The following is a 21,166-nucleotide window of genomic DNA, read 5'->3' on the forward strand; positions in this document are numbered from 1 at the left end:
GGATGTCCCGATCGGCGTGGGTGGCCCCGTCTGACCCCGATGGCTCAGCCGGCCTGGGGCGTCGGTTCCGCTGTCAGGCCGGAACAGCCGCGTAGGCCCTCCCACCGGTCGGTGGCCGTGGTGGCCGCCGCTCCGGTCAACGGGGTGGGCAGGCCGTCGACGATCCTTCCCGGGTGCCACTCGGGGGCGCTCACGGTCCGGCCGGCCGCGGTGAGGACAAGGACGCCGGTCTCGGTCTTCGTCCCGCCGTTGGACGCGTAGAACTGGAAGTTGCCCATCCCGTAGTGGACGTAGGCCGACCCGAGGTACCCGCCGCCGAGGAGGACGTGCGCGTGCTGGCCGACGACGATGTCGGCGCCCGCGGCCACGAGGTCGGTGACCAGCTGGCGCTGCACGGCGGTCGGGCAGGTGGTGAGGTCCTTGCCGTAGTGCAGCTCGACCACCACCGTGTCGGCCGTCGCCCGGGCGGCGCGGACCGCGTCGACCAGCCGCTGGTTCTGGCCGTCGATCGCCGTCGCGACCCCCGGCTGTCCCGGACCCGCGGACCATGTCTTCACCAGGCTGTCGTCGACCACGGCGGTGGCGCCCAGGAATGCCACGCGCTCGCCGCGGACCGTCGTCACCCACGGCGCGAACGCCTGCTGGTCGTCACTGCCGAGCCCGACCACGGGCACACCGGCCGTCTGTGCCGCTGCGAGGGCGTCCGAGACGCTGCTCGGACCGTAGTCCAGGGCGTGGTTGTTGGCCATCGTCACGACGTCGACGCCCGCGTCCTTCAACGCGTCGAAGACGACCGGTGGCGATCGGAACGTGAACTGCTTGGCCTGCGGCGCTCCGCGCGTCGTGACGGCGGTCTCGAGGTTGAGGACGCCGATGTCCGCCGAGGCCAGGACGCTGGTCAGGGGACCCATCGCCGTGGCCGGGTTCGACAACCGATCGGCCAGGACGCCGGCGAAGTGGACGTCGCCCGCGAAGGCGATGGTGACCGGAGTATGCGTGCGGGCGGCCTCCGGCTCCGGCTTCGGCTCACCGGAACAGGCGGCCAGCGACACGCACACGCCCAGGCCGGCGACCAGCCCCGCCGCACGTCCTCGCATACCGGCAACGCTAGGGAGGTCCGGGCCTGACGCCGTGGCGCCACGCCCGGACCTCCTCGGCCGGGTGGTGTGCCGCTAGCCCTGGGTCTGGCCCTCGGCGGCGAGCTGTTCGACGCTCTTCGGCATCGGCGTGACCCGGGGGTCACCCTCGTCGGCGAAGTAGTCCGCCGGCTGGGTTGAGTCGACCCCGGCCGGTGCCTTGGCCGCCCGCAGGATCAGCGTGAGGATGGCCGCGACCACGACGTTGAGGACGAACGCCGTCACCGCGATGTAGCCCATCTGGCCCCACACGGGGACGGCGGCGAGCGAGCCACCGAAGTGCGGCGTCGCCGCGCTGGCGACGTTCCACGCCGCGACCGTGCCGTAGGTCATGCCGACCGCCCAACCGGCGAGCAGCGCCCACCGGTGGAACCACCGCGTGTAGAGGCTGAACACGATGGAGGGCAGCGTCTGGAGGATCCAGATCCCGCCGAGCAGCTGAAGGTTGATGGCGTTCTGCTTGTCCATGGTGAGGACGAAGATCAGCGCGAACGCCTTGACCACCAGGGACGCGATCTTGGAGACCTTGGCCTCCTGCTGGATGGTCGCGTCCTTGTTGATCCACTCCTTGTAGATGTTCCGCGTGAACGTGTTGGCCGCCGCGATCGACATGATGGCGGCCGGCACGAGCGCGCCGATCGCGATGGCCGCGAAGGCGACCCCCGCGAACCACGCCGGGAAGGAGTCCTCGAACAGCTGCGGGACGACCAGCTGGGCGTTGGGCTTCCCGTCGAGACCGATCGGCTTGGTGCCGGCGGCGATCGCGACCCACCCGAGCAGGGCGAGGAGGCCGAGCACAAGGCTGTACGCCGGCAGGATCGCGGCGTTGCGGCGGATCGTGTTGCGGCTCCTGGACGCGAGTGCGCCGGTGATCGAGTGCGGGTACATGAACAGGGCCATCGCCGACCCGAGGGCCAGTGAGGCGTAGGCCCAGTACTGCGCCGACGAGGGGATGAACACCCCGGTCGGCGCACCTGTGGTCGGGTTGGGCGTCGCCATCTTCTTCTCGGCCGCACCGAAGATCGCCTCCCAGCCGCCGAACCGCGACGGCAGGTAGATGATCGCCACGATGATGACGAGGTAGATGAGAATGTCCTTGACGAAGGCGATGAGCGCCGGCGCGCGCAGCCCCGAGGTGTAGGTGTAGAGCGCGAGCACGAGGAACGCGATGAACAAGGGCAGGTCGGCGGCGAAGGCGTTGCCGGACCCACCGACGCCGGAGACCTCGAGCACCGCCTGGATGCCGACCAGCTGCAGCGCGATGTACGGCATCGTCGCGACGAACCCGGTGATCGAGACGGCGAGCGAGAGCCCGCGTGAGCCGTGCCGCCCGGCGACGAAGTCGGCCGGGGTGACGTAGCCGTGCCGGTGGCTCACCGACCACAGCCGAGACATGAAGATGAAGATGATCGGGTAGAGGATGATCGTGTAGGGCACCGCGAAGAAGCCGCTGACGGCGCCGGCACCGAACATCGCGGCGGGGACCGCGACGAACGTGTAGGCGGTGTAGAGGTCGCCGCCGAGCAGGAACCAGGTGATCCAGGTGCCGAAGCTGCGCCCGCCGAGGCCCCACTCGTCCAGGCTCTCCATGCTCTGCGGACGGCGCCAGCGTGAGGCCCAGAACCCCATCACGGCGACCATGACGAACAGGACGACGAGGACGGTCAGCGCGACCCAGTTGACCCCGGTCATCGGGTGCCGTCCTCGGTCGGGTCGACGAGGTACTCGTCACCCTCGGCGTTCATCGGGCGGTGCGGGCGGGCCTTGCGGACGACGACGTACGCCGCATACGTGAAGCCCGAGCAGAGGAAGACCCAGAGGAACTGGTACCAGAAGAAGAAGGGGAAGCCCCCGACGACCGGCTCCTTCTTCGCGTAGGTGTTCACCAGCATGAGGGCGACGATCGGGATGGCTACCAGCACCCCGGCCAGCACCATCAGGCCCTTGTTGGCCGGTGGCGCCGGGAAATGGCGTCGCGTATCGGGTGGGGAGTCGTTGGCCATGAGGCACCTCCGCGTTCTCGGGCCGCTCCCGTGCGACCTCCGCACGGGAAGGTACTCCGGTGGCCGCGATCCGGCGCGTTCGGAGCGCCGAGTAGGCCGTCCTGTGATGTGAACGGTCGCCCCCTAGGCTGGACTCATGGCTGAATACGACGTCGTGGTCCTTGGTGCCGGTCCGGGTGGGTACGTCGCGGCGATCCGGGCGGCACAGCTCGGCAAGAAGGTCGCCGTCGTCGAGCTGAAGTACTGGGGCGGGGTATGCCTCAACGTCGGCTGCATCCCCAGCAAGGCGTTGCTGCGCAACGCGGAGATCGCCCACATCATCACCGCCGAGAAGAAGGTCTTCGGCATCGAGGGCGACGCGACGATGGCGTTCGGGCCGACCCACGCCCGCAGCCGCGCGGTCGCCGACGCCAGCGCCAAGGGCGTCCACTACCTCATGAAGAAGAACAAGATCGACGAGATCGACGGCTGGGGCGTCATCACCTCGCCGACCTCGCTCGACGTCACGCTGGCCGACACGACCCGCCGGACCGTGACCTTCGACAACCTCATCATCGGGACGGGGGCGGTCACCCGGCTGGTGCCGGGAACGTCGCTGTCCGAGCGGGTCGTGACCTACGAGGAGCAGATCCTCACCGACCAGCTGCCGGGGTCGGTCATCATCGCCGGGTCGGGCGCCATCGGTGTCGAGTTCGCCTACGTCATGAAGAACTTCGGCGTCGACGTGACCATCGTCGAGTTCCTCGACCGGATGGTCCCGACCGAGGACCCGGACGTGTCCAAGGAGCTGCTCAAGCAGTACAAGAAGCTCGGCGTCAAGGTGCTGCTCTCGACCAAGGTCGAGTCGATCGAGGATCCCGATGACCCCAACAGCAAGGTCAAGGTCACGGTCAGCCCGGCCAAGGGCGGCGACCAGCAGGTGCTCGAGGCCGACAAGGTGCTCCAGGCGATCGGGTTCGCGCCGCGGATCGAGGGCTACGGGCTGGAGTCGGTGGGTGTCGCCCTGACCGACCGGGGGGCGATCGCCGTCGACGAGCGCGGCCGCACCAACGTGGACGGGATCTACGCGATCGGTGACGTCACCGGGAAGCTGATGCTCGCGCATACGGCCGAGGCCATGGGCGTGGTGGCGGCCGAGACGATCGCCGGCGCGGAGACCATCGAGATCAACTTCGACATGATCCCGCGGGCGACGTTCTGCCAGCCGCAGATCGCGTCGTTCGGCTACACCGAGGAGCAGGCGCGCGAGCGGGGCTACGACGTGAAGACCGCCCAGTTCCCGTTCTCCGCCAACGGCAAGGCGCGGGGAATGGCCGAAGGGGTGGGCTTCGTCAAGATCGTCGCGGACTCCGAGCACAACGAGATCCTCGGCGCGCACATGATCGGTCCCGAGGTCACCGAGCTGCTCCCAGCGCTGACCCTGGCCCAGCAGTGGGACCTGACCGCCGACGAGGTCGCCCGCAACGTCTTCGCCCACCCGACGCTCAGCGAGGCCATGAAGGAAGCGGTCGAGGGCATCGCGGGCCACATGATCAACCTCTGACTGGGCCACACTGAGGGCCATGGCCTTCGACGTTGCGGGTAACGCCTACCAGCGGTTCATGGGGCGCTTCTCGGAGAAGCTGTCGGCTCCGTTCGCGGACTTCGCGGCGGTCGACGCCGGCTCGGGTATGCGGGTGGTCGACGTGGGCTGCGGGCCTGGTGCGCTGACGGCGGTGCTGGTCGACCGGCTGGGTGCGTCGGCGGTGACCGGGGCGGATCCGTCGGAGCCGTTCGTGGCGGCGGTGCGGTCGCGGTTGCCCGACGTCGACATCCGGCTCGCGCCGGCCGAGTCGCTGCCGTTCGCGGACAACGCGTTCGACGCGGCCCTCGCGCAGCTCGTCGTCCACTTCATGAAGGACCCGGCCGCGGGCGTGGGGCAGATGGCTCGAGTCACCCGTCCGGGTGGGGTCGTGGCGGTATGCGTCTGGGACCACGCCGGGGGCCGCGGTCCGCTGTCGATCTTCTGGTCCGCGGTCGCCGAGGTCGACCCGGACGCGCGCGACGAAGGGTCGCTGATGGGGTCGACCGAGGGGCAGCTCGTGACGTTGCTGGGCTCGTGCGGTCTCGACGATGTCGTCGGAGGCGAGCTCACGGCGACCCGGGCCTACACCTCGTTCGAGGACTGGTGGGAGCCCTACACGCTGGGCGTCGGTCCGGCCGGGGACTACGTGCGGTCGGTCGACGACGCGACTCGCGACCGGGTCATCGCGGCGTGCCGGACGCGGGTGCCCGACGGGGAGTTCACGCTGGACGCGACCGCGTGGGCGGCGCGTGGAAGGGTGCGGTCATGATCACGGCGATGCATGCACTGGTCTACTCCGACGACGCCACGGCGACGCGGGCGTTCTTCCGCGACGTGCTGCGCTGGCCGTTCGTGTCCGACGACGAGGGAACCGAGGCGTCGGACTGGCTGATCTTCCGGTCCGGGCGCAGTGAGGTGGGCGTCCACCCGACCTCGGGGGACGGCTGGTCAGCGTCCCGACAGCACACCATCTCGCTGCTGTGCGACGACCTCGAGGCGACCGTCGTCGAGCTGCGGGGCCGCGGGGCGGTCATCGAGGGCCAGCCGGCCGACCGGCCGTTCGGCCTGTGCGTCATGGTCGAGGTGCCCGGCGCGGACCCGATCATGCTCTACCAGCCGAAGCACCGGCTGGCCTACGGACTCTGACCCCCTTGTTGGAGGACCTGCTCGACCGGGTGCCCGAGGGCTGGTCGGCCGTCTCGTACGCCGGCCGCCGCTACGGGCTCACCCGGACGACGCATACCGACGGCCGGAGCGTCAGCCTGTTCGCGGAGGAGCTGGGCGGGCCCGACGTGGTCAGCGCCAACGTGTTCCGGCTCAGCGGGGGAGCGCAGCTGCGGCCGTGCGAGATGCCGGCGGCCAAGGTCGTAGCGTTCCTCGAGGGCTGGAAGGCCTGACGCGGTGGCGGCGCCGGTTTCTGGCATCTCGGCCACGAAACGACGCCGACCCCCGCGAAGACGGGTGGGTTCGTGACGTCTCGGCCACGCGGCGTCGGCGACGGTCAGTGGCGGGCCACGATCGGCCAGACCTCCACGCCGTCGGGTGACACGGCGTGGAGGCGGCTCCACATGTTGGTGGTGCCGCAGGCGTGGTTCGGGATCACCCGGACCAGGTCGCCCACGCTCAGCCGGTTCACACCGGCCCCGGCGAGGAACCCGTGCTCCTCGTTGGCCGTCGGGAAGGTGACGTCGGGCAGCGGGACCGCGTCGAGGTCGCACACCACGCCGGCGCCGACCTCGGCCGAGATCGAGTCCGAGCTCATCGCCTTGAGCCCGGCGTCGAGGATCGCGTGGCCGTCGCCCTGGCGGGAGACCACGCGAGCCAGGACGCTGAGGGCGCACTGGTCGAACGGCGCGCTGCCCAGCCGAACCTGGTTCGCGTCGAAGTAGACATAGGTGCCCGGTCGACCCTCGGTGACGCCGTCCGCATACGGTGACGACGTCATCCCGGGCGTGGAGCCGACCGAGACGATGTCGCACGGGAGGCCGGCCTCGCGCAGTCCGGCAGCGACGCCCGCCAGCCGAGCACCGACACCACGGCCCGCCGCCTCGAGGCCCGCCCGATCGGCCAGGTATGCGCCGAGGTGCCCCTCATGGGTGAGCACGCCGGCCAGCCGCACGCCCGGCAGGCCGGCGATCGCTCGGCCGACCTCCACCGCGCGCCCGGGGTCGACACCCGTGCGGTGCTGACCGGTGTCGACGTCGAGCATCAGGTCGACGACGGTGCCCCGCCGGACGGCCTCCTGCGAGAGCGGGCCGGCCACGTCCTGCGAGTCGGCGATCAGGGTGACGTCCCAGCGCAGCGCGGCGTCGACCGCGAAGGCGACCTTCTGCGACCCGACCGGCTGGTGCGCCCAGAGCAGTCCGGTGAACCCGGCCGACCCGAAGGCCTCCACCTCGGCCGGAGTCGAGCAGGTGAACCCGAGGGTGCCCGCGGCCCGCTGGCGCGACACCACCTCGAGGCACTTGGAGGTCTTGACGTGCGGCCGCAGCCCGATCCCGTGCGACGAGAACGTCTCCGCGGCCCGGCGGATGTTCGCCTCGCACCGCTCGACGTCGACGACGAGCGACGGCGTCGGCAGCTCCGCGAGAGACGCGGCGGTCACAGGCCGAGCCGTTCGCGGTGGTCGCCGTGCAGCAGGTGGTCGACGAGCTCCTGGCTGATCACCGGCATCCCCTCGACCCGGTTGGCCGCGATCCCGCGGAGCCCTTCGATCGCCTGCTGCGGCGTCCAGATCGGGTAGTCCGAGCCGAACAGCAGCTGGTCCACGACGCCCCACTCCTGCGCCCGGACGAGAGCGCGGTAGCCGTCGGCCGGCCGCGCCCACGAGGCCGACACGTCGGAGAAGACCCGCCGGTTCTTGCGGATCACGACCATCGTCTCGCGCTGCCAGGGGTGGCCGAGGTGGGCGATGATCTGGACCAGGTCGGGATGGCGCCGCGCGACCTCGTCGACGTAGATCGGGTTCGACAGCTCGAGCTTGCCGATCGGCGACGGGGATGCCCCCATGTGCCACAGCAGGATGAGTCCCGCCGCCGTCGCCGCCTCGTAGAACGGGTCGAGAGCCTCGTCGCGGATGTCGTAGAGCCCGAGCACCGGGTAGCACTTGATGCCGCGCAGCCCGCGAGCGGCGCCGTCGCGCAGCTGCTCGACCGCGCCCGGGTCGGTCGGGTCGACCGCCATGAACCCGACCACGTTGGTCGTGCAGCGGCGCACGAACTCGGCGATGTACTCGTTGGGGGTGTCCATCCCCGCATACCGGGCGGTGATCCCGAAGACGAACGAGAGGTCGACGCCGCCCTCGGTCATCGCCGCGTCGTAGGCCTCGGGCGTGATGTCGGTCCAGCCGTAGCCGTAGACGGGCTGCCAGTGGTCCTCCCACTCCGAGCCCCAGTGACAGCTGTTCATGGCGTGGGTGTGGACGTCGATCAGCACGCGCCCATCCCTACACGGAACACGATTTCACGTCAACCTTCCGCCCCGCTGACGGACCGGTTAGGGTGACACCTGAAACGGCGTTCCGTCTTGCCGTCCCGGCCCGGAGATGTGTCCGGACCATCCTGCCTACTGCGACCGTCCGGAGCCATCCATGACCGCGGTGTTTCCCGAAGCCGTCCCACCGCCCACGGTGCCGCTCAGCCCGGGCATGCGGGCCGGGGACTTCCTCTTCGTGTCCGGCCAGGTCGCGACGACGCCGGACGGCACCGTCTACCGCGGCGACTTCGACCGGGAGGTGACGCTGACGCTGGACAACGTCGAGGCCGTCCTCACCGCCGGTGGGGCGTCGGTCAGCGACGTCGTCAAGGTCGGCGCGTGGCTGTCGGAGGCCGAGAGGTTCGGCCGGTTCAACGAGCTCTACGCCGAGCGGTTCGGCACGCACCGGCCGGCCCGGACGACGGTCGTCGTCGGGTTCGGGCACCCCGACGTGCGCGTCGAGGTCGACGCGATCGCCTACCTGCCGCAGGGGGCCGGCGCATGACCGCCGAGATCACCGACCTGGCCACCCGCGCGGAGCAGGTCGTCGCCGGGGTGGTCAACTCCGCCACCCGCGCCAACGGGGACCCGCTCACCATCGCCGCCGCCGAGGGCGCCTACGTCACCGACCTCGACGGCAAGCGCTACCTCGACTACCACGCCGCGTTCGGCGCGATCCTCCTCGGCCACCACGACCCGGTCGTCGACGAGGCCGTGATCGAGGCCATCCGGACCGAGCCCGACCTCACGGGGTGGGGGACGAGCACCCTCGAGGTACGCCTGGCCGAGGCGGTCGTCGACGTCGTCCCCAGCATCGACCGGATGGTCACCGTCACCACCGGCAGCGAGGCCGTCGCGTACGCGGTCCGCATCGCCCGCGCGCACACCGGCCGGACGCTGCTGGTCAAGGTCCAGGGCGGCTTCCACGGCTGGTCCGACGCGGTCGCGCGCAACGTCATCTCCCCGCCCGACCGGGCCTACGGGATGGACCCGCTGTCGGCGGGGATCCTGCCCGAGGCGCTCGAGGCGACCCTCATCGCCGAGTACAACGACCTCGAGTCGCTGCGCACCCTCTTCGACGAGCACCCCGACCAGATCGCCGGTGTCATCGTCGAGCCGATCCCGCACAACGTCGGGGCGCTGCTGCCGGCCCAGGGCTACCTCGAGGGGCTGCGCGAGCTGACCGCCGCCCGAGGGAGCGTGCTGATCTTCGACGAGGTCATCACCGGCTTCCGGCACGCGCTCGGCGGGTTCCAGCAGATCGCCGGTGTGAGTCCCGACCTCACGACCTTCGGCAAGGCCATGGGCAACGGGTATGCGGTGAGCGGGGTCGGTGGGTCGGCCGAGGTCATGCGTGAGGCCGAGCCGGCGCAGGGCGGCCAGGTCGCCATCATGGGCACCTTCAACGGCAACTCGGTGGCCTGCGCGGCGGGCCTCGCCACCCTCGGCTACCTCTCGTCGCACCCGGAGTTCTACGAGCGCACCCACGCCCTCGGCGCGCGGGTCCGCACGGGGCTCCAGGGCGTCTTCGACGACGCCGGGGTGGCCGCGCGGATCCAGGGCTTCGGCGGCACCTTCACGACGTACTTCATCCCCGGCGAGGCGCACGGCTACCGCGACCTGCTGGCCAACGACTCCGCGGCGAGCCGGGCCTTCCACCGCGCGATGATCGACCGCGGCTTCCTCATGCTGCCCATCCCGATGAAGCGCATGCACGTGTCGGGCGCGTTCACCGAGGCGGACGTCGACCGCACCGTCGACGCAGCCGCCAATGCGGTGGCAGAGCTGGTCGCGCAGGGTGCGCTGCCCCGGCGTTGACGCGCATACCCCTCGTAAGCCTTGGCACTGAAGGAGATCCATGCGTCTGAGCACCTACCGGCGACCCGACGGGTCGGTGGGACACGGTCGGGTCGTCGACGACGGCGCCCGGGTCGAAGACCTCGGTGACGGCGACCTGCTCGGGGTGGTGGCGGGGGAGGAGCCCGCGGACGGTCCGGCCCGGGCGTCGTACGCGTGGGACGAGCTGACGATCCTCGCGCCGGTGCTCGCGCCGCCGACGGTTCTCTGCGTCGCGACGAACTACCAGGAGCACATCGTCGAGGGCGGCGGCGACCGCGTCGATCCGACCCGGGTCTCGCCGAAGCTGTTCATGAAGCCGCCGGCGTCGGTCATCGGCGACGGCGCGACCTACGAGATCCCCGAGATCTCCGCGGCGGCCGACTGGGAGGCCGAGCTCTGCGTCGTCATCGGGTCCGGCGGCCGGGCGATTTCCGAGGAGCGGGCCCTGGACCACGTGTTCGGGTATGCGGCGAGCAACGACATCTCGCTGCGCAAGCTGGCCGTGGGGTACGACCGCGACGTCAATGCGTGGGCGGGCTTCTTCGACTGGCTGGAGGGCAAGTGGTCCGACGGCGCCGCGCCGATCGGCCCGTGGATCCTCACGGCCGACGAGGTGCCCGACCCGCAGGACCTGCCCGTGCGGCTCAGCGTCAACGGTGAGCTGAAGCAGGACGGCACGACCGCGGACATGATCCACGACTGCCGCCAGCTGGTCGCGTTCGCGTCACGGCTGTTCACGTTGCAACCTGGCGACGTCATCCTCACCGGCACGCCGGCGGGGGTCGGCGCGACGACCGGGACCTACCTCACCGACGGCGACGTCATGGTCGCCGACCTCGGTCCGGTCGGCCGACTGACGACGTTCGTCAGCGGTCGCTCGACGGAGGTCTGACCCGGCCGCCTGCGCCGGTCGTGGACGATCCCCCACCTCGGGAGGGAAGGAACCGTCCACGATCCTGCGCGACCGCCACTGCGCGACCGGTCATGGCACGGCAGATCACGACGCCCACCTCGCGTCGGGCCGAGCTCAGAGGGCGGGGTGGAAGCAGGCCACCTCGTGGGTGCCGCCCTCGGGCACGGCCAGCGGCGGCGGCTGCTCGCACTCCGGCGTCGCCTTCCAGCAGCGCGACCGGAACCGGCATCCGGCCGGTGGGTCCACGGGCGAGGGCACCTCGCCGGTGAGCACGATCCGCTGGCGGCGCTCGCCGCCGTCGTCGTGACCGGGCGCCGCCGAGATCAGCGCCTCCGTGTAGGGGTGGTGCGGCGTGCTGAGCACCGCCTCGGCCGGCCCCCGCTCGACGATCTGCCCGAGGTACATGACGACGACGTCGTCGGACACGTGGCGGACGACGGACAGGTCGTGGGAGATGAAGATCATCCCCATCTCGAACTGTTCCTGCAGGTCGCGGAACAGGTTGACGACCTGGGCTTGCACCGAGACGTCGAGGGCCGAGACCGGCTCGTCGAGGATGAGCACCTCGGGATGCGTCGACAGGGCCCGTGCCGTCCCGATGCGCTGCCGCTGCCCACCGGAGAACTGGTGGGGGAACGCATTCCGGTGCCGCGGCTGCAGCCCCACCAGGTCGAGCAGCTCCTCGACCCGAGCGGTGATGTCCGCGCGGTTCATCCCCTGGGCCTGCATCGGTTCGGCGACGATCTGGCCGACCGTGAGCCGGGGGTTCAGCGCGGAGTACGGGTCCTGGAAGACCATCTGGCAGTGCCGGCGCATGCTCCGCAGCGCCTCGCCGGACAGATGGGTGATGTCCTTGCCCAGCAGTCGGACCGAGCCGTTGGTCGGCTCTTCGAGACGCATCACCGCCCGGGCCGTCGTCGACTTGCCGCACCCCGACTCGCCGACGACCCCGAGGGTCCGGCCGCGCTCGAGGGTGAAGCTGACGCCGTCGACGGCCTTGACCGTCACCTTTCGCATCCCCATCCGCACCGGGATGTGCACCTTGAGGTCGGTCACCTCGAGGACGCGGTCGCTCGCCCCGTCGGACGGGGTGACGTCCTGCGGGGTACGCGTCGTGTCGGCGGTCATCCCGCGCCTCCGTCCGCGCCGACGGGGGTGAGGTCCCCGAGGTTGTCCAGCTCCCGGGCACGGTGACATGCCGCGACGTGCTGCGGGCCGACCTCCAGCAACGGCGGGACCGTGGTCCGGCAGGCCTGCAGGCCCTCGGACTCGGTGCAGCGCGGCACGAACGGGCAGCCCTCGGGGACATCGAGCAGGTCCGGAGGGCGCCCGGCGATGGTGAACAGCCGCTCGGTGCGCGGTCCCCAGCCGGGACGGGCCCGGATCAGCGCGCGGGTGTAGGGGTGCCGGGCGTCGGCGAAGATCGTCTCCCGGTCGCAGTACTCGGCCTTGGTCCCCGCATACATGACCAGGACGTCGTCGGCGACCTCGCGGACGACACCGAGGTCGTGCGAGATGAGCACGAGCGAGCAGCCGCGGTCGGCCCGCGCCTGCCGCAGGACGTCGAGGACCTGCGCCTGCACCGTCGCGTCGAGAGCGGTCGTCGGCTCGTCGGCGACGATGAGCTCTGGCTCGTTGATGAGGGCCATGGCGATGACCGCGCGCTGGCGCATCCCGCCGGACCACTGGTGGGGGTACTGGTCGGCGCGGCGCTCGGCGTCGGGAACCCCGACCGACTCGAGTGTCTCGACGACCCGGCGCCGGACCTGCTGCCGGGTGGCCTTGTGGTCGTGGTACTCGACGGTGTTGCCGACCTGCTTGCTGATCCGCTCCACGGGGTTGAGGGCGGTCATCGGGTCCTGGAAGACCATGCTGACCCGCTTGCCGCGAACCGCCCTCATCTGCTTCTCCGACAGCCGCAGGATGTCGGTGCCGTCGAGGAGGACCTGTCCGCTGGTGACGCGAGCGTTGCTGGGCAGCAACCGCATCAGGGTGAGCACCGAGACGGTCTTGCCGGAGCCGGACTCGCCGACGATCCCCAGCGACTCGCCCGCGTCGAGCGAGAACGACAGATCACGGACGGCGTGCACCGGCCCGTCGAGGGTGTCGAACTCGACGCTGAGGTCGCGGACCTCGAGCAGGCTCATCGGCTGGCCTTCGGGTCGAGGGCGTCGCGCATCCCGTCCCCGATGAAGATGACCGAGACCGAGGTGAGGATGATCGCGAGGCCCGGGGGGAGCCACAGCCAGGGCATCGACGAGATGACGGTGAACGACTGCGCGCTCTGGAGCATGTTGCCCCAGGACGCCTGCGGCGGGACGACGCCGAGGCCGAGGAAGGACAGCGCCGCCTCGGAGAGGATGGCGGTCGCGACGAGCAGGGCGCCGCTGACGGTGACCTGCGGGATCACTGCGGGCAGCAGGTGGCGGCGCATGATCGTGGGTCTGCGCGTCCCGGCCGCCGTAGCGGCCTTGACGAAGTCCAGCTCGCGCACGCTGAGCACGACCGAGCGGGCGATCCGGGCCGAGGTGGGCCACGCGAACGCCGCGATCAGCCCGACGAGCAGCGCGATCGACGGGCCGAGGATGCCTCCGCAGACGATGACGACGAGCAGCGACGGCACGGCCATGAAGATGTCGGTGATCCGCATCAGCGCGGAGTCGACGCGACCTCCGGCGCTGCCGGCGACGACCCCGACGACGGTCCCGAGGGCCAGGGCCGATGCCGCCGTCGCGAGGCCGACGAGGATCGATACCCGACCACCCGAGAGCAGCCGGGCCAGCACGTCGCGGCCGAGCAGGTCGGTGCCGAGGGCGTGTCCGTTCCCCGGCGGCTGCCGGCTGGCGGTGAGGTTCTGGGCGTCCGGGTCGATGCCGAGGAGGTACGGGCCCACGACGACGGCCAGGATGATCAGGACGAGGGCGACGACGGAGACCCGTGCGCCGAGGTTGGACCAGAACCGGCGCAGCGCCAGCTGGGACGGGCTGCGCGGCGTGCGCATCGTCTCGCCCGCGGCGGTAGACCGTTCGGCCGTGCTGTCGGCCGAGACCTCGGCCCGGGCGGCGCGGGCCGCGATGTCGGCGCTGTCCGCGCCGGAGAACGCGGGTTCGCTCACTGCAGCCTCACCCTCGGGTCGAGCACCGAGACCAGGATGTCGGCGGCGAAGTTGCTCAGCACCACGAGCAGGGCGACGATCATGCCGAAGGCCAGGATGATCGGGTAGTCCCGGAACTCGATGGCGGCCAGGACCAGCGAACCCATTCCTGGCCAGGAGAACACCGCCTCCAGCACGACGGCCCCGCCGAGCAGCGCCGGTACCGAGATCATGACGACGGTGACCAGCGGTCCGAGCGTGTTGCGCAGTCCCTTGCGCCGGGCCTGCCGCCGCGTCGCGCCCTGGGCCAGTGCCGTCCGGACGTAGTCGCTGGACAGCTCCTCGAGCAGGCCGACCCGCACGTACCGGGTCATCACCGCGCAGTGGACGATGGCGAGCACGCTCACCGGCAGGACAAGGTGGCGCAGCAGGTCGGCGGTGCTCCCGTCACCCGGCGAGCTCATCTGCGACGAGGGGAGGAGGCCGAACCGGGCCGACAGGATGTAGATCGCGACCATCCCGAGGAAGAACGCCGGCGTGGACATGAGGACCAATGAGACGGTGCCGATGCCGTAGTCGACCACCGAGCCCTTGCGCGACGCCTGGACCACCCCCAGGAACAGCGCCAGCAGGGTGCCGATGACCAGACCGAGGCCCATCAGCTCGAGCGTCGGGGCGATGCGTTCGAGCATCAGTGACGCGACCGACCGGTTGAACTGGAACGACGTCCCGAGGTCGCCGACGGCGATGTGGCTCACCCACCGCAGGTACTGGACCGGCAGCGGCTGGTCGAGCCCGAACTCCTTGGTCTTGGCCTCGATGAGCGGACCGGAGTCGCCGACCATGTCCGGTGGGACCAGCGAGGCCAGCGGACCGCCCGGAGCCGCATGGCTGAGCGAGAACAGGGCCGCCGAGACCACGAACAGCACCAGCAGCATCGTGATGAACCGGGTCACGACGTAACGCAGCATGCGGTCTGGGCCTCCTCGCGGCATACCGTGCCCGTCCCGGGCGGCGCAGGGACGGAGCCGACCGGGACGGGCGTTGGCGGGTCAGGACATTCTCGTCACTTCACCGTCCAGTCCTGTACGGACATCAGCGCGGCGGCCATGCCGTCGCCACCACGGATGCCGCCGGTGATCTTCGGGCTGAAGGCGTAGACCCGCGTCGGCTGCGCGATCCACAGGTGGGAGACGTCGGCGTTCTCGAGCTTGCCGGCCTCGGTGAGGATCTGGTTGCGCTTCGCCTCGTCGATGGTGGTCGACGCCTGCGCGAGCAACGAGTCCACCTGGGGGTTGCAGTAGTTCGGCAGGTTCGCACCCTTGGGGTAGGCGTTGGCGCAGGTGATCATCGGGATGTTGGTCTCCGGGTCGGCGACGTAGATGCCGCCGCCGTAGAGCAGGGCGTCGTAGTCGCCCTTGGTCAGCATGTCGGTCAGCTGGGCCTGGTCGACCGGCTTGATCGTCGCCTTGACGCCGATGTCCTGGAGGTTCTTGAGGACCACCTGGTCGACGGCGGCGCGTTGCGCGTTGTTGTTGACCTCGCGGATGACGAACTCCTGGTTGAAGTCCCAGCCTCCCTCGGTCAGCAGCTGCTTGGCCTTGGTCGGGTCGTAGGCATACGCGTTGAAGCCGTCCCTGGTCACCTTCGGCGAGGTGAACGAGGTGTTGATCGGCTTGGCGGCACCGGCGTAGATCGACGAGATGATGCCCGCGCGGTCGATGGCGGTGAGGATGCCCTGCCGGACCTTGGGGTTCTTGAGGTACGGCTTGCGCTGGTTGATCGTGTAGCGGTCGAAGCCCGGGACCTCGTTGCTGACCGTCTTGACGCCCTGCATTCCCTGCACGGTCTTGACGTCGGTCGCGGCGACGAGGGTGAGGTCCATCTCGCCCGAAGACATCTGCTGAGTCGCGACGTCCTGGGTGACCAGAACCTCGTTGAGCTTCTCGAACTTCACCGGCTTGCGGAAGTTCGGGTTGCGGGTGAACTCCGCGCGCTGTCCGGCGGAGTATGCGGTCAGCGTGAAGGGGCCGAGGCCGGGCACCTTGCCGGGCGTCACCCAGATCGGGGAGGAGGCGACCGTCGCGGGGTCCTCCTTGCCGATCGTGTCCTTCTGGAGGATGTAGATGGTCGCGCCGAAGAGGGTGTACATGAACCCGACGTCGGGGGTCTTCAGGCTGATCTGGACGGTCTTGTCGTCGACCTTCTTGACGCCGGACATCTCCTTGGCCGCGCCCGACTGGACCTCCTCGTAGCCGGCGATCGGCTTGAGGACGGTGGCGATCGGCGACTTGACGGCGGGGTTCACGTAGAGGTTCAGGGTGAACAGGACGTCGTCGGCGGTGAAGGGCTTGCCGTCCGACCATTTCTGGTCGGCCAGGGTCAGCGTGAGGGTCTTGGCGTCGGAGGAGAGCTCCCACTTCGCCGCGGTGCGGGGCTCCAGGGTGCCGTCGGCGGCGATGTTGACGAGCTGGTCGAGCACCGGCGTGATGATCTGCCCGTTGCCGGCGGTGCCGCCGAGCAGTGGGCTGCCGGTGTCAGGCTTCTGCTGCAGCCAGATGGTCAGCGCGTTGGTGGTGCTACCGCCGCCCGTGGCGGTGGCGCTCCCGCTGCCGTCGGCGGCCGGCGGGGGTGAACAGGCCGCGAGCGCCAGGACCCCGGCCACGGCAACGCTGAGCGCTCCCGTCGCCGTCCGTGTGCCTCGAGTCATCGTCGGCTCCTTCGTGGTCGAGACGGGGTGAGAGGACGCGAACCATCGCCCGTCGCGCCCACGGTGAGGGACGACAAAGGACAGGGGCGTCGGACACCACGACAGTGGGGGCGACCGGCCCGCGGTGGAGTCATCGTAGGAGCGTCGGGCCCGACATGGCAAGACGTTCCATGTTGCGGGTTGGCCTCGGTGGTTCGTCCCGGCGTCAGCCGCGCGGCCGCGGGGCGGAGGTCAGCGCAGCGACGATCGTCGCGTCGTGGGCGAGCGAGTCGGCGGTGGTCTGCAGCAGCTCGAGGAACCGCGGGCGCACGTCGTCGGAGAACTCGCCGGCCGCCCCGGAGATGCTCAGCGCGGCGAGCGTGGTGCCGTTCGCCGCCACCGGGACGGCCATGCAGCGCAGCCCCTCGTCCCACTCCTCGTCGTCGTACGCATACCCCTGCCGGCGGACCCCGGCGATGACGGGCTCGAGCTGCTGCGGGTTGGTGATGGTCGTCTGGGTGGCCGGGATCCAGGGGATCGGCGGCAGGTGGGCGCCGACCTCGTCGACCGACAGGCCGGCGAGCAGAACCTTCCCGAGGCCGGTGGCGTACGGCACGGCCCGGTCACCCACGCTGGCGTCGAGGCGCAACGGTCGCGCGGGGTGCTCGACCGCGACGTGGAGGACGTGTGTGCCGTCGAGGACGGCGAGGTTGGCGGTCTGCCGGGTCTCGGCAGCCAACGAGACCAGGTGCTGACGGGCCAGCTCGGGGACGCTCAGGGTCTCCATGAACGAGTTGGCCAGCGCCATGACCTTGTGCCCGAGACGGTAGGACGGGCGCTCGTCCACCCGCACGAGGTAGTCCTCCTCCACGAGCGCACTGAGCAGCCGCACGATGGTGCTCTTGGGCAGCCCGCTCGTCTCGTGGATCTCGGTGAGCGTGGCGGGGTCGCGCCGGCCGGCCACGGTCTCGAGGACCAGCAGCCCGCGGGCCAGCGCGTGGGTGTGGTAGTTGCTTTTGCCCCGCTGCTCGTCGGGCATGGGCGCCTCTCGTCACGCGTCCGGTGCTTGCGTCGGCTCGCACCAACCTGGAATGGTGTTCCACAATAGCCGAGGAGCAGGTCAGAGCGTCCGAGGAGGACTGTCGCGTGCGGGTCGCCCTCGTCGGGACCGGGTTCATCGCGGGGGCTCATGCGGCGGCCGCAGCCGGTGTCCCGGACGTCGAGATCGTGGCGGTCACGGACAGAGACGGCGGAGCCGCCGACCGGTTCGCGAGGGCGTGGGGCGCTCGCGCGGTGCCGGACGTCGCCGACCTGCTCGCCGACGACGGCGTCGACGCCCTGGTGGTCTGCACGCCCAACGACACCCACGCGACGCTGGCCCGTGCGGCGGCGAACGCGGGGAAGCACCTGCTGCTGGAGAAACCGATGGCTCTGTCGGCGGCGGACGCGCGGTCGGTCGCCGACGCTTTCCAGGTGGCGGACCGGGTGCTGCTCGTCGGGCACACCCATCGGCACACCGACTACGCGCGAGCGGTCCACGACGTCGTCTCGTCTGGTCGGCTGGGCACCGTGCGCTCGGTGCGGATCGCCATCATCGGGGGCTGGATCTGGGGCGGGTGGTCGGCCTGGGTGCTCGACCCGGCGCGGTCGGGCGGGCACGCGTTCCACAACGGCGTTCACCTCTACGACCTCGCCCGGTGGTGGCTCGGTTCGCCGATCGCCTCGGTGTATGCGGTGGGGCAGCCGCTGACGTCGGCCGCCCTCGCCATCGACGACTACCTTTGCAGCACGCTGGTTGCGGAGTCCGGGGCCACCGCGGTGTGCGAGATCAGCCGCGGGGAGCGGCCACGGACGACGTCGCTGTTCGAGATCGTCGTCCACGGGGACCGCGGGACCCTGGTCCGGTCCAACGGCGGCGAGGGGCTGGTGGCCTACACGACGGGCGGGTCGGGTCCGCGAGCGGTGCCGGGGACGGACCCGTTCCGGCGCCAGCTCCGCGTGTTCGCCGCCGCCGTCGCCGGGACCGCTCCGGTCGACCCGGGTCCTGAGGACGCGGTGCACGCGACCGCCGTGGCCGAGGCGGTCGAGCGCTCCGCCCGCAGCGGCCAGAGCGTGGCGGTAGTGCGATGACGACCCGGGTCCTGTTGGCCGGCGCGGGGGGCGAGGCTGCGGGACGGCACCACCAACGTGACATGTTCGCGCCCGCGATTGCCGCGAGCGAGCTCCTCGACGTGGCCGGCGTGTGGCCGGGACCGGTCGGGGCGGACGGGTACGGCCGGGCCGGAGAACTGGCCGCCTCGCTGGCCGTGCCCGTGGTGGCTGACCTCGTCGGGGCGCTCGTCAGGGCCGACGCCGTGGTGGCGTGCCTCGACCCGAACGCGCTGGACGTGCTGCTCGACGCGCACCCCACCGTCCCTGTGCTCCTCGACAAGGCCGCGCTCCTCGGCACCGCACGGCTGGCCGCGCTGGGTCAGGACCCGCGCGCCGCACGGCTCGTCGCCGCATACCACGCGCGCTTCCACCCCGGCGTCGCCTCGCTGACCGCCAGCGTTCGCACCGGGGAGCTCGGCCTGCCGCACGCGCTGCACGGCGAGCTGTTGGTGCCGTTCGGGGACGGACCGACGGCCGAGGGCGACCTGCGGCACGTCGGCGTTCTCGCGCTGGACGCCGTGGCCGCCGTGCTCGGGCCACCCTCGGGGGACGTCCACGCCGTGCGCACCGCGACCGGGGATCCCGAGACCGAGACGTGGACCCTCGCGGTCCGCTGGCACCCCGGGGTCGTCGTCACGCTGCTCGTCTCGCGAGGCCAGCCGGGCGTCGGCGGGATGCTGCACCGGTACCGGCTGATGGGCAGCGAGGGCCAGGTCCTCGTGGACCTCGCGGCGCCGGCGCTGGCGCTCGTGGGGGAGGGGACGCCGGTCGGCTACGGTCCGAGCCCGGTGCAGCTCGAGCTGGAGACCCTGGCGCGAGGCTTGGGCGGGACGACCATGGCGGACCTCGCCGCGGTCAGCCGGGTCATCGACGCCGCCGAACGGTCGGCGGCGTCCGGTCAGGTCCAGCTCCTCGACTGAGGGGCCGTCAGGCGGCCTCGTGCGGCCAGGGCGTCGGTGTGGCGACAAGGGCGCGACCCTCACGGGTCGCCCGCGCGGCGTTCCACCCGACCACCCCGCCCACGAGGTCACCGTCGCGTTGCGCGAGCGCGAACGTCGGGGCGTTGCGGTCGCCCGTGAGCCACCGCTCCTCCCGGCCGCTCCCCGTCACGCCGTACGCCTGGACCCGGACGTCGTACTGGTCGGACCACCAGTAGGGCACCATCGCCAGGGGATCCGCATCGCCGAGGAGGTCGGCGGCGACGGTCCGGGCCTGCTCACCCGCCGTCTGGCGATGGTCCACCCGGCGGCACCGACCCTCCCGATCCGGCCACGCGCAGACCTCGCCGACCGCGTGAATGCCCGGGGCGGCGCGGCCCCGGGCGTCCACGACGACGCCCGGGACGATGGTCAGCCCGCTGCCGGCGAGCCAGGCGACGTTGGGGCGGGCACCCAGTGCCACCACGGCGGCGTCGGCCCGCGCGGACCGGTCGGCGAACCGGACCGTCGCGCCGGTCTCGTCCCCCGCCACCCCCACGACCTGGGCGCCGACGTCGAGCGCGACGCCGTGCTCCTCGTGCAGCTCGCGGATCCGCCCGCTCACCGTCTCGCCGACGGCGGCGACCATGGGTTCGAGCGGCCCGGAGACGACCACGTCGCCGACGCCGACGACTCGGGCGGCAGCGGCCACCTCCAGCCCGAGGAACCCGGTCCCGACCACGGCGAGCCGGTGGCTGGTCCGCAGCAGGGTCCCGAGGTGCTGCGCGTCGCCGAGGGTGCGCAGCGCGACGACCCGCGCCCCGAGGGTGGTCCAGGACGGCACGATGGCGTGGCTGCCGGTGGCGACGACGATCTCGTCGGCAACGAGCTCGGTGCCGTCCTCGAGGATGACCGTCCGGCGCGGGATGTCGAGGGTGCGCGCGGTCCCGCCGAGCCGCAGGTCCAGATCGAGCTCGTCGAGCTGCTGCGCGGTGGTCAGGGCCGCGCGCTCGTGCGACCACGTGCCGAGCAGGACCTGCTTCGACAGCGGCGGCCGGTCGTAGGGCAGGTGGGTCTCCGCGCCTACCAACGTGACCGAGCCCTGGAACCCGGCGTGCCGCAGCTCGTCAGCCACGGTGAACCCGGCCACCCCGGCACCGACGACGAGCACCCGGCCGGGCGGCTTCACGGGACGACGTGGATGGCCCGCGCGGGACAGACCCGCTCCGCCTGGACGGCGTCGGCGTCCTCGCCCGCCTCCGGCTGGCGCAGCAGGATCACGGTGCCGTCCGTCTCGTCCTGGTCGAACAGGTCCGGCGCCGCCAGGACGCACTGCCCGCCGCCCACGCAGCGGTCGGCGTCGATCTCCACGGTGCTCATCGTCTG

The 21,166-nt window shown here is 71.3% G+C and carries 22 protein-coding genes; 9 read left to right on the forward strand and 13 right to left on the reverse strand.

Going from position 1 to position 21,166, the window contains the following annotated elements; all coding sequences use genetic code 11:
• Positions 1–44 precede the first annotated feature (44 nt).
• The 3 genes from VIG79_RS03590 to VIG79_RS03600 form a co-directional block, all read right to left on the reverse strand.
• Complete coding sequence (locus tag VIG79_RS03590) at positions 45–1,097, reverse strand: CapA family protein (protein WP_331882256.1); 1,053 nt, start codon at positions 1,095–1,097, stop codon at positions 45–47.
• A 75-nt stretch (positions 1,098–1,172) separates the two neighbouring features.
• Positions 1,173–2,828, reverse strand: a complete 1,656-nt coding sequence (mctP, locus tag VIG79_RS03595; protein WP_331882258.1) for a monocarboxylate uptake permease MctP — start codon at positions 2,826–2,828, stop codon at positions 1,173–1,175.
• Positions 2,825–3,139: a DUF3311 domain-containing protein gene (locus VIG79_RS03600; RefSeq protein WP_331882261.1), complete on the reverse strand. Its 315-nt coding sequence runs from the start codon at positions 3,137–3,139 to the stop codon at positions 2,825–2,827. Before VIG79_RS03600 ends, mctP begins: the two co-directional genes overlap by 4 nt.
• Positions 3,140–3,275: 136 nt before the next feature.
• Here VIG79_RS03600 and lpdA point away from each other — a divergent pair, with 136 nt between their 5' ends.
• The 4 genes from lpdA to VIG79_RS03620 are packed head-to-tail and all read left to right on the forward strand — an operon-like array spanning position 3,276 to position 6,100.
• Positions 3,276–4,682 carry a dihydrolipoyl dehydrogenase gene (lpdA, locus tag VIG79_RS03605; RefSeq protein WP_331882263.1) on the forward strand — a complete coding sequence of 469 codons (1,407 nt, stop codon included), beginning with the start codon at positions 3,276–3,278 and terminating at the stop codon, positions 4,680–4,682.
• 19 nt (positions 4,683–4,701) lie between these two features.
• The gene (locus tag VIG79_RS03610) at positions 4,702–5,472 is read left to right on the forward strand and encodes a class I SAM-dependent methyltransferase (RefSeq protein ID WP_331882265.1); all 771 of its coding nucleotides are present in this window, start codon (positions 4,702–4,704) and stop codon (positions 5,470–5,472) included.
• A complete protein-coding gene (locus tag VIG79_RS03615) occupies positions 5,469–5,849 on the forward strand; it encodes a VOC family protein (protein WP_331882267.1) in 381 nt (126 codons plus the stop codon). The genes VIG79_RS03610 and VIG79_RS03615 overlap by 4 nt, the downstream gene beginning before the upstream one ends.
• 5 nt (positions 5,850–5,854) lie before the next feature.
• Entirely contained in the window at positions 5,855–6,100 is a 246-nt protein-coding gene (locus tag VIG79_RS03620; RefSeq protein WP_331882269.1) for a peptide methionine sulfoxide reductase, read from the forward strand.
• 104 nt (positions 6,101–6,204) lie between these two features.
• Here the strand turns inward: VIG79_RS03620 and VIG79_RS03625 are convergent, their stop codons facing one another.
• Positions 6,205–7,308 (reverse strand): alanine racemase, encoded by a 1,104-nt coding sequence (locus VIG79_RS03625; RefSeq protein ID WP_331882271.1) that lies wholly within the window; start codon positions 7,306–7,308, stop codon positions 6,205–6,207.
• Positions 7,305–8,138, reverse strand: a complete 834-nt coding sequence (locus VIG79_RS03630; protein WP_331882274.1) for an amidohydrolase family protein — start codon at positions 8,136–8,138, stop codon at positions 7,305–7,307. Before VIG79_RS03630 ends, VIG79_RS03625 begins: the two co-directional genes overlap by 4 nt.
• 154 nt (positions 8,139–8,292) lie before the next feature.
• On the opposite strand from VIG79_RS03630, the gene VIG79_RS03635 reads away from it, so the two are divergent.
• The 3 genes from VIG79_RS03635 to VIG79_RS03645 are packed head-to-tail and all read left to right on the forward strand — an operon-like array spanning position 8,293 to position 10,908.
• Positions 8,293–8,682: a RidA family protein gene (locus VIG79_RS03635; RefSeq protein WP_331882276.1), complete on the forward strand. Its 390-nt coding sequence runs from the start codon at positions 8,293–8,295 to the stop codon at positions 8,680–8,682.
• Positions 8,679–9,995 carry an aspartate aminotransferase family protein gene (locus VIG79_RS03640; protein ID WP_331882279.1) on the forward strand — a complete coding sequence of 439 codons (1,317 nt, stop codon included), beginning with the start codon at positions 8,679–8,681 and terminating at the stop codon, positions 9,993–9,995. Before VIG79_RS03635 ends, VIG79_RS03640 begins: the two co-directional genes overlap by 4 nt.
• A gap of 40 nt (positions 9,996–10,035) precedes the next feature.
• A complete protein-coding gene (locus VIG79_RS03645) occupies positions 10,036–10,908 on the forward strand; it encodes a fumarylacetoacetate hydrolase family protein (RefSeq protein WP_331882282.1) in 873 nt (290 codons plus the stop codon).
• A gap of 135 nt (positions 10,909–11,043) precedes the next feature.
• On the opposite strand, the gene VIG79_RS03650 is transcribed toward VIG79_RS03645, so the two are convergent.
• The 6 genes from VIG79_RS03650 to VIG79_RS03675 all read right to left on the reverse strand — a co-directional run bounded on the left by VIG79_RS03650 (position 11,044) and on the right by VIG79_RS03675 (position 17,751).
• A complete protein-coding gene (locus VIG79_RS03650) occupies positions 11,044–12,057 on the reverse strand; it encodes a dipeptide ABC transporter ATP-binding protein (protein ID WP_331882284.1) in 1,014 nt (337 codons plus the stop codon).
• A complete protein-coding gene (locus tag VIG79_RS03655; RefSeq protein WP_331882287.1) occupies positions 12,054–13,076 on the reverse strand; it encodes an ABC transporter ATP-binding protein in 1,023 nt (340 codons plus the stop codon). Before VIG79_RS03655 ends, VIG79_RS03650 begins: the two co-directional genes overlap by 4 nt.
• Complete coding sequence (locus VIG79_RS03660; RefSeq protein WP_331882289.1) at positions 13,073–14,044, reverse strand: ABC transporter permease; 972 nt, start codon at positions 14,042–14,044, stop codon at positions 13,073–13,075. The genes VIG79_RS03655 and VIG79_RS03660 overlap by 4 nt, the downstream gene beginning before the upstream one ends.
• Positions 14,041–14,994 (reverse strand): ABC transporter permease, encoded by a 954-nt coding sequence (locus tag VIG79_RS03665; RefSeq protein WP_331882292.1) that lies wholly within the window; start codon positions 14,992–14,994, stop codon positions 14,041–14,043. Before VIG79_RS03665 ends, VIG79_RS03660 begins: the two co-directional genes overlap by 4 nt.
• Positions 14,995–15,089: 95 nt before the next feature.
• Positions 15,090–16,733, reverse strand: a complete 1,644-nt coding sequence (locus tag VIG79_RS03670; RefSeq protein WP_331882293.1) for an ABC transporter substrate-binding protein — start codon at positions 16,731–16,733, stop codon at positions 15,090–15,092.
• 205 nt (positions 16,734–16,938) lie between these two features.
• Positions 16,939–17,751 carry an IclR family transcriptional regulator gene (locus VIG79_RS03675; RefSeq protein ID WP_331882294.1) on the reverse strand — a complete coding sequence of 271 codons (813 nt, stop codon included), beginning with the start codon at positions 17,749–17,751 and terminating at the stop codon, positions 16,939–16,941.
• A 107-nt stretch (positions 17,752–17,858) separates the two neighbouring features.
• Between VIG79_RS03675 and VIG79_RS03680 the strand changes: the two genes are divergently transcribed.
• Together VIG79_RS03680 and VIG79_RS03685 are read left to right on the forward strand one after the other, a co-directional pair.
• Positions 17,859–18,842, forward strand: coding sequence for a Gfo/Idh/MocA family oxidoreductase (locus VIG79_RS03680; RefSeq protein ID WP_331882296.1), 984 nt, complete (start codon positions 17,859–17,861; stop codon positions 18,840–18,842).
• Positions 18,843–18,904: 62 nt separating this feature from the next.
• Positions 18,905–19,783, forward strand: coding sequence for a hypothetical protein (locus VIG79_RS03685; RefSeq protein WP_331882298.1), 879 nt, complete (start codon positions 18,905–18,907; stop codon positions 19,781–19,783).
• Between the two features lie 7 nt (positions 19,784–19,790).
• Here VIG79_RS03685 and VIG79_RS03690 read toward each other — a convergent pair whose 3' ends face one another.
• Both VIG79_RS03690 and VIG79_RS03695 read right to left on the reverse strand, forming a co-directional pair.
• On the reverse strand, positions 19,791–20,969 hold the full coding sequence (locus VIG79_RS03690; protein ID WP_331882300.1) for an NAD(P)/FAD-dependent oxidoreductase: 1,179 nt from the start codon (positions 20,967–20,969) through the stop codon (positions 19,791–19,793).
• Positions 20,966–21,160 (reverse strand): ferredoxin, encoded by a 195-nt coding sequence (locus VIG79_RS03695; RefSeq protein WP_331882303.1) that lies wholly within the window; start codon positions 21,158–21,160, stop codon positions 20,966–20,968. Before VIG79_RS03695 ends, VIG79_RS03690 begins: the two co-directional genes overlap by 4 nt.
• Positions 21,161–21,166: the final 6 nt, after the last annotated feature.

The sequence above is a fragment of the Lapillicoccus sp. genome (assembly GCF_036559105.1).
Lineage (GTDB): Bacteria > Actinomycetota > Actinomycetes > Actinomycetales > Dermatophilaceae > Lapillicoccus.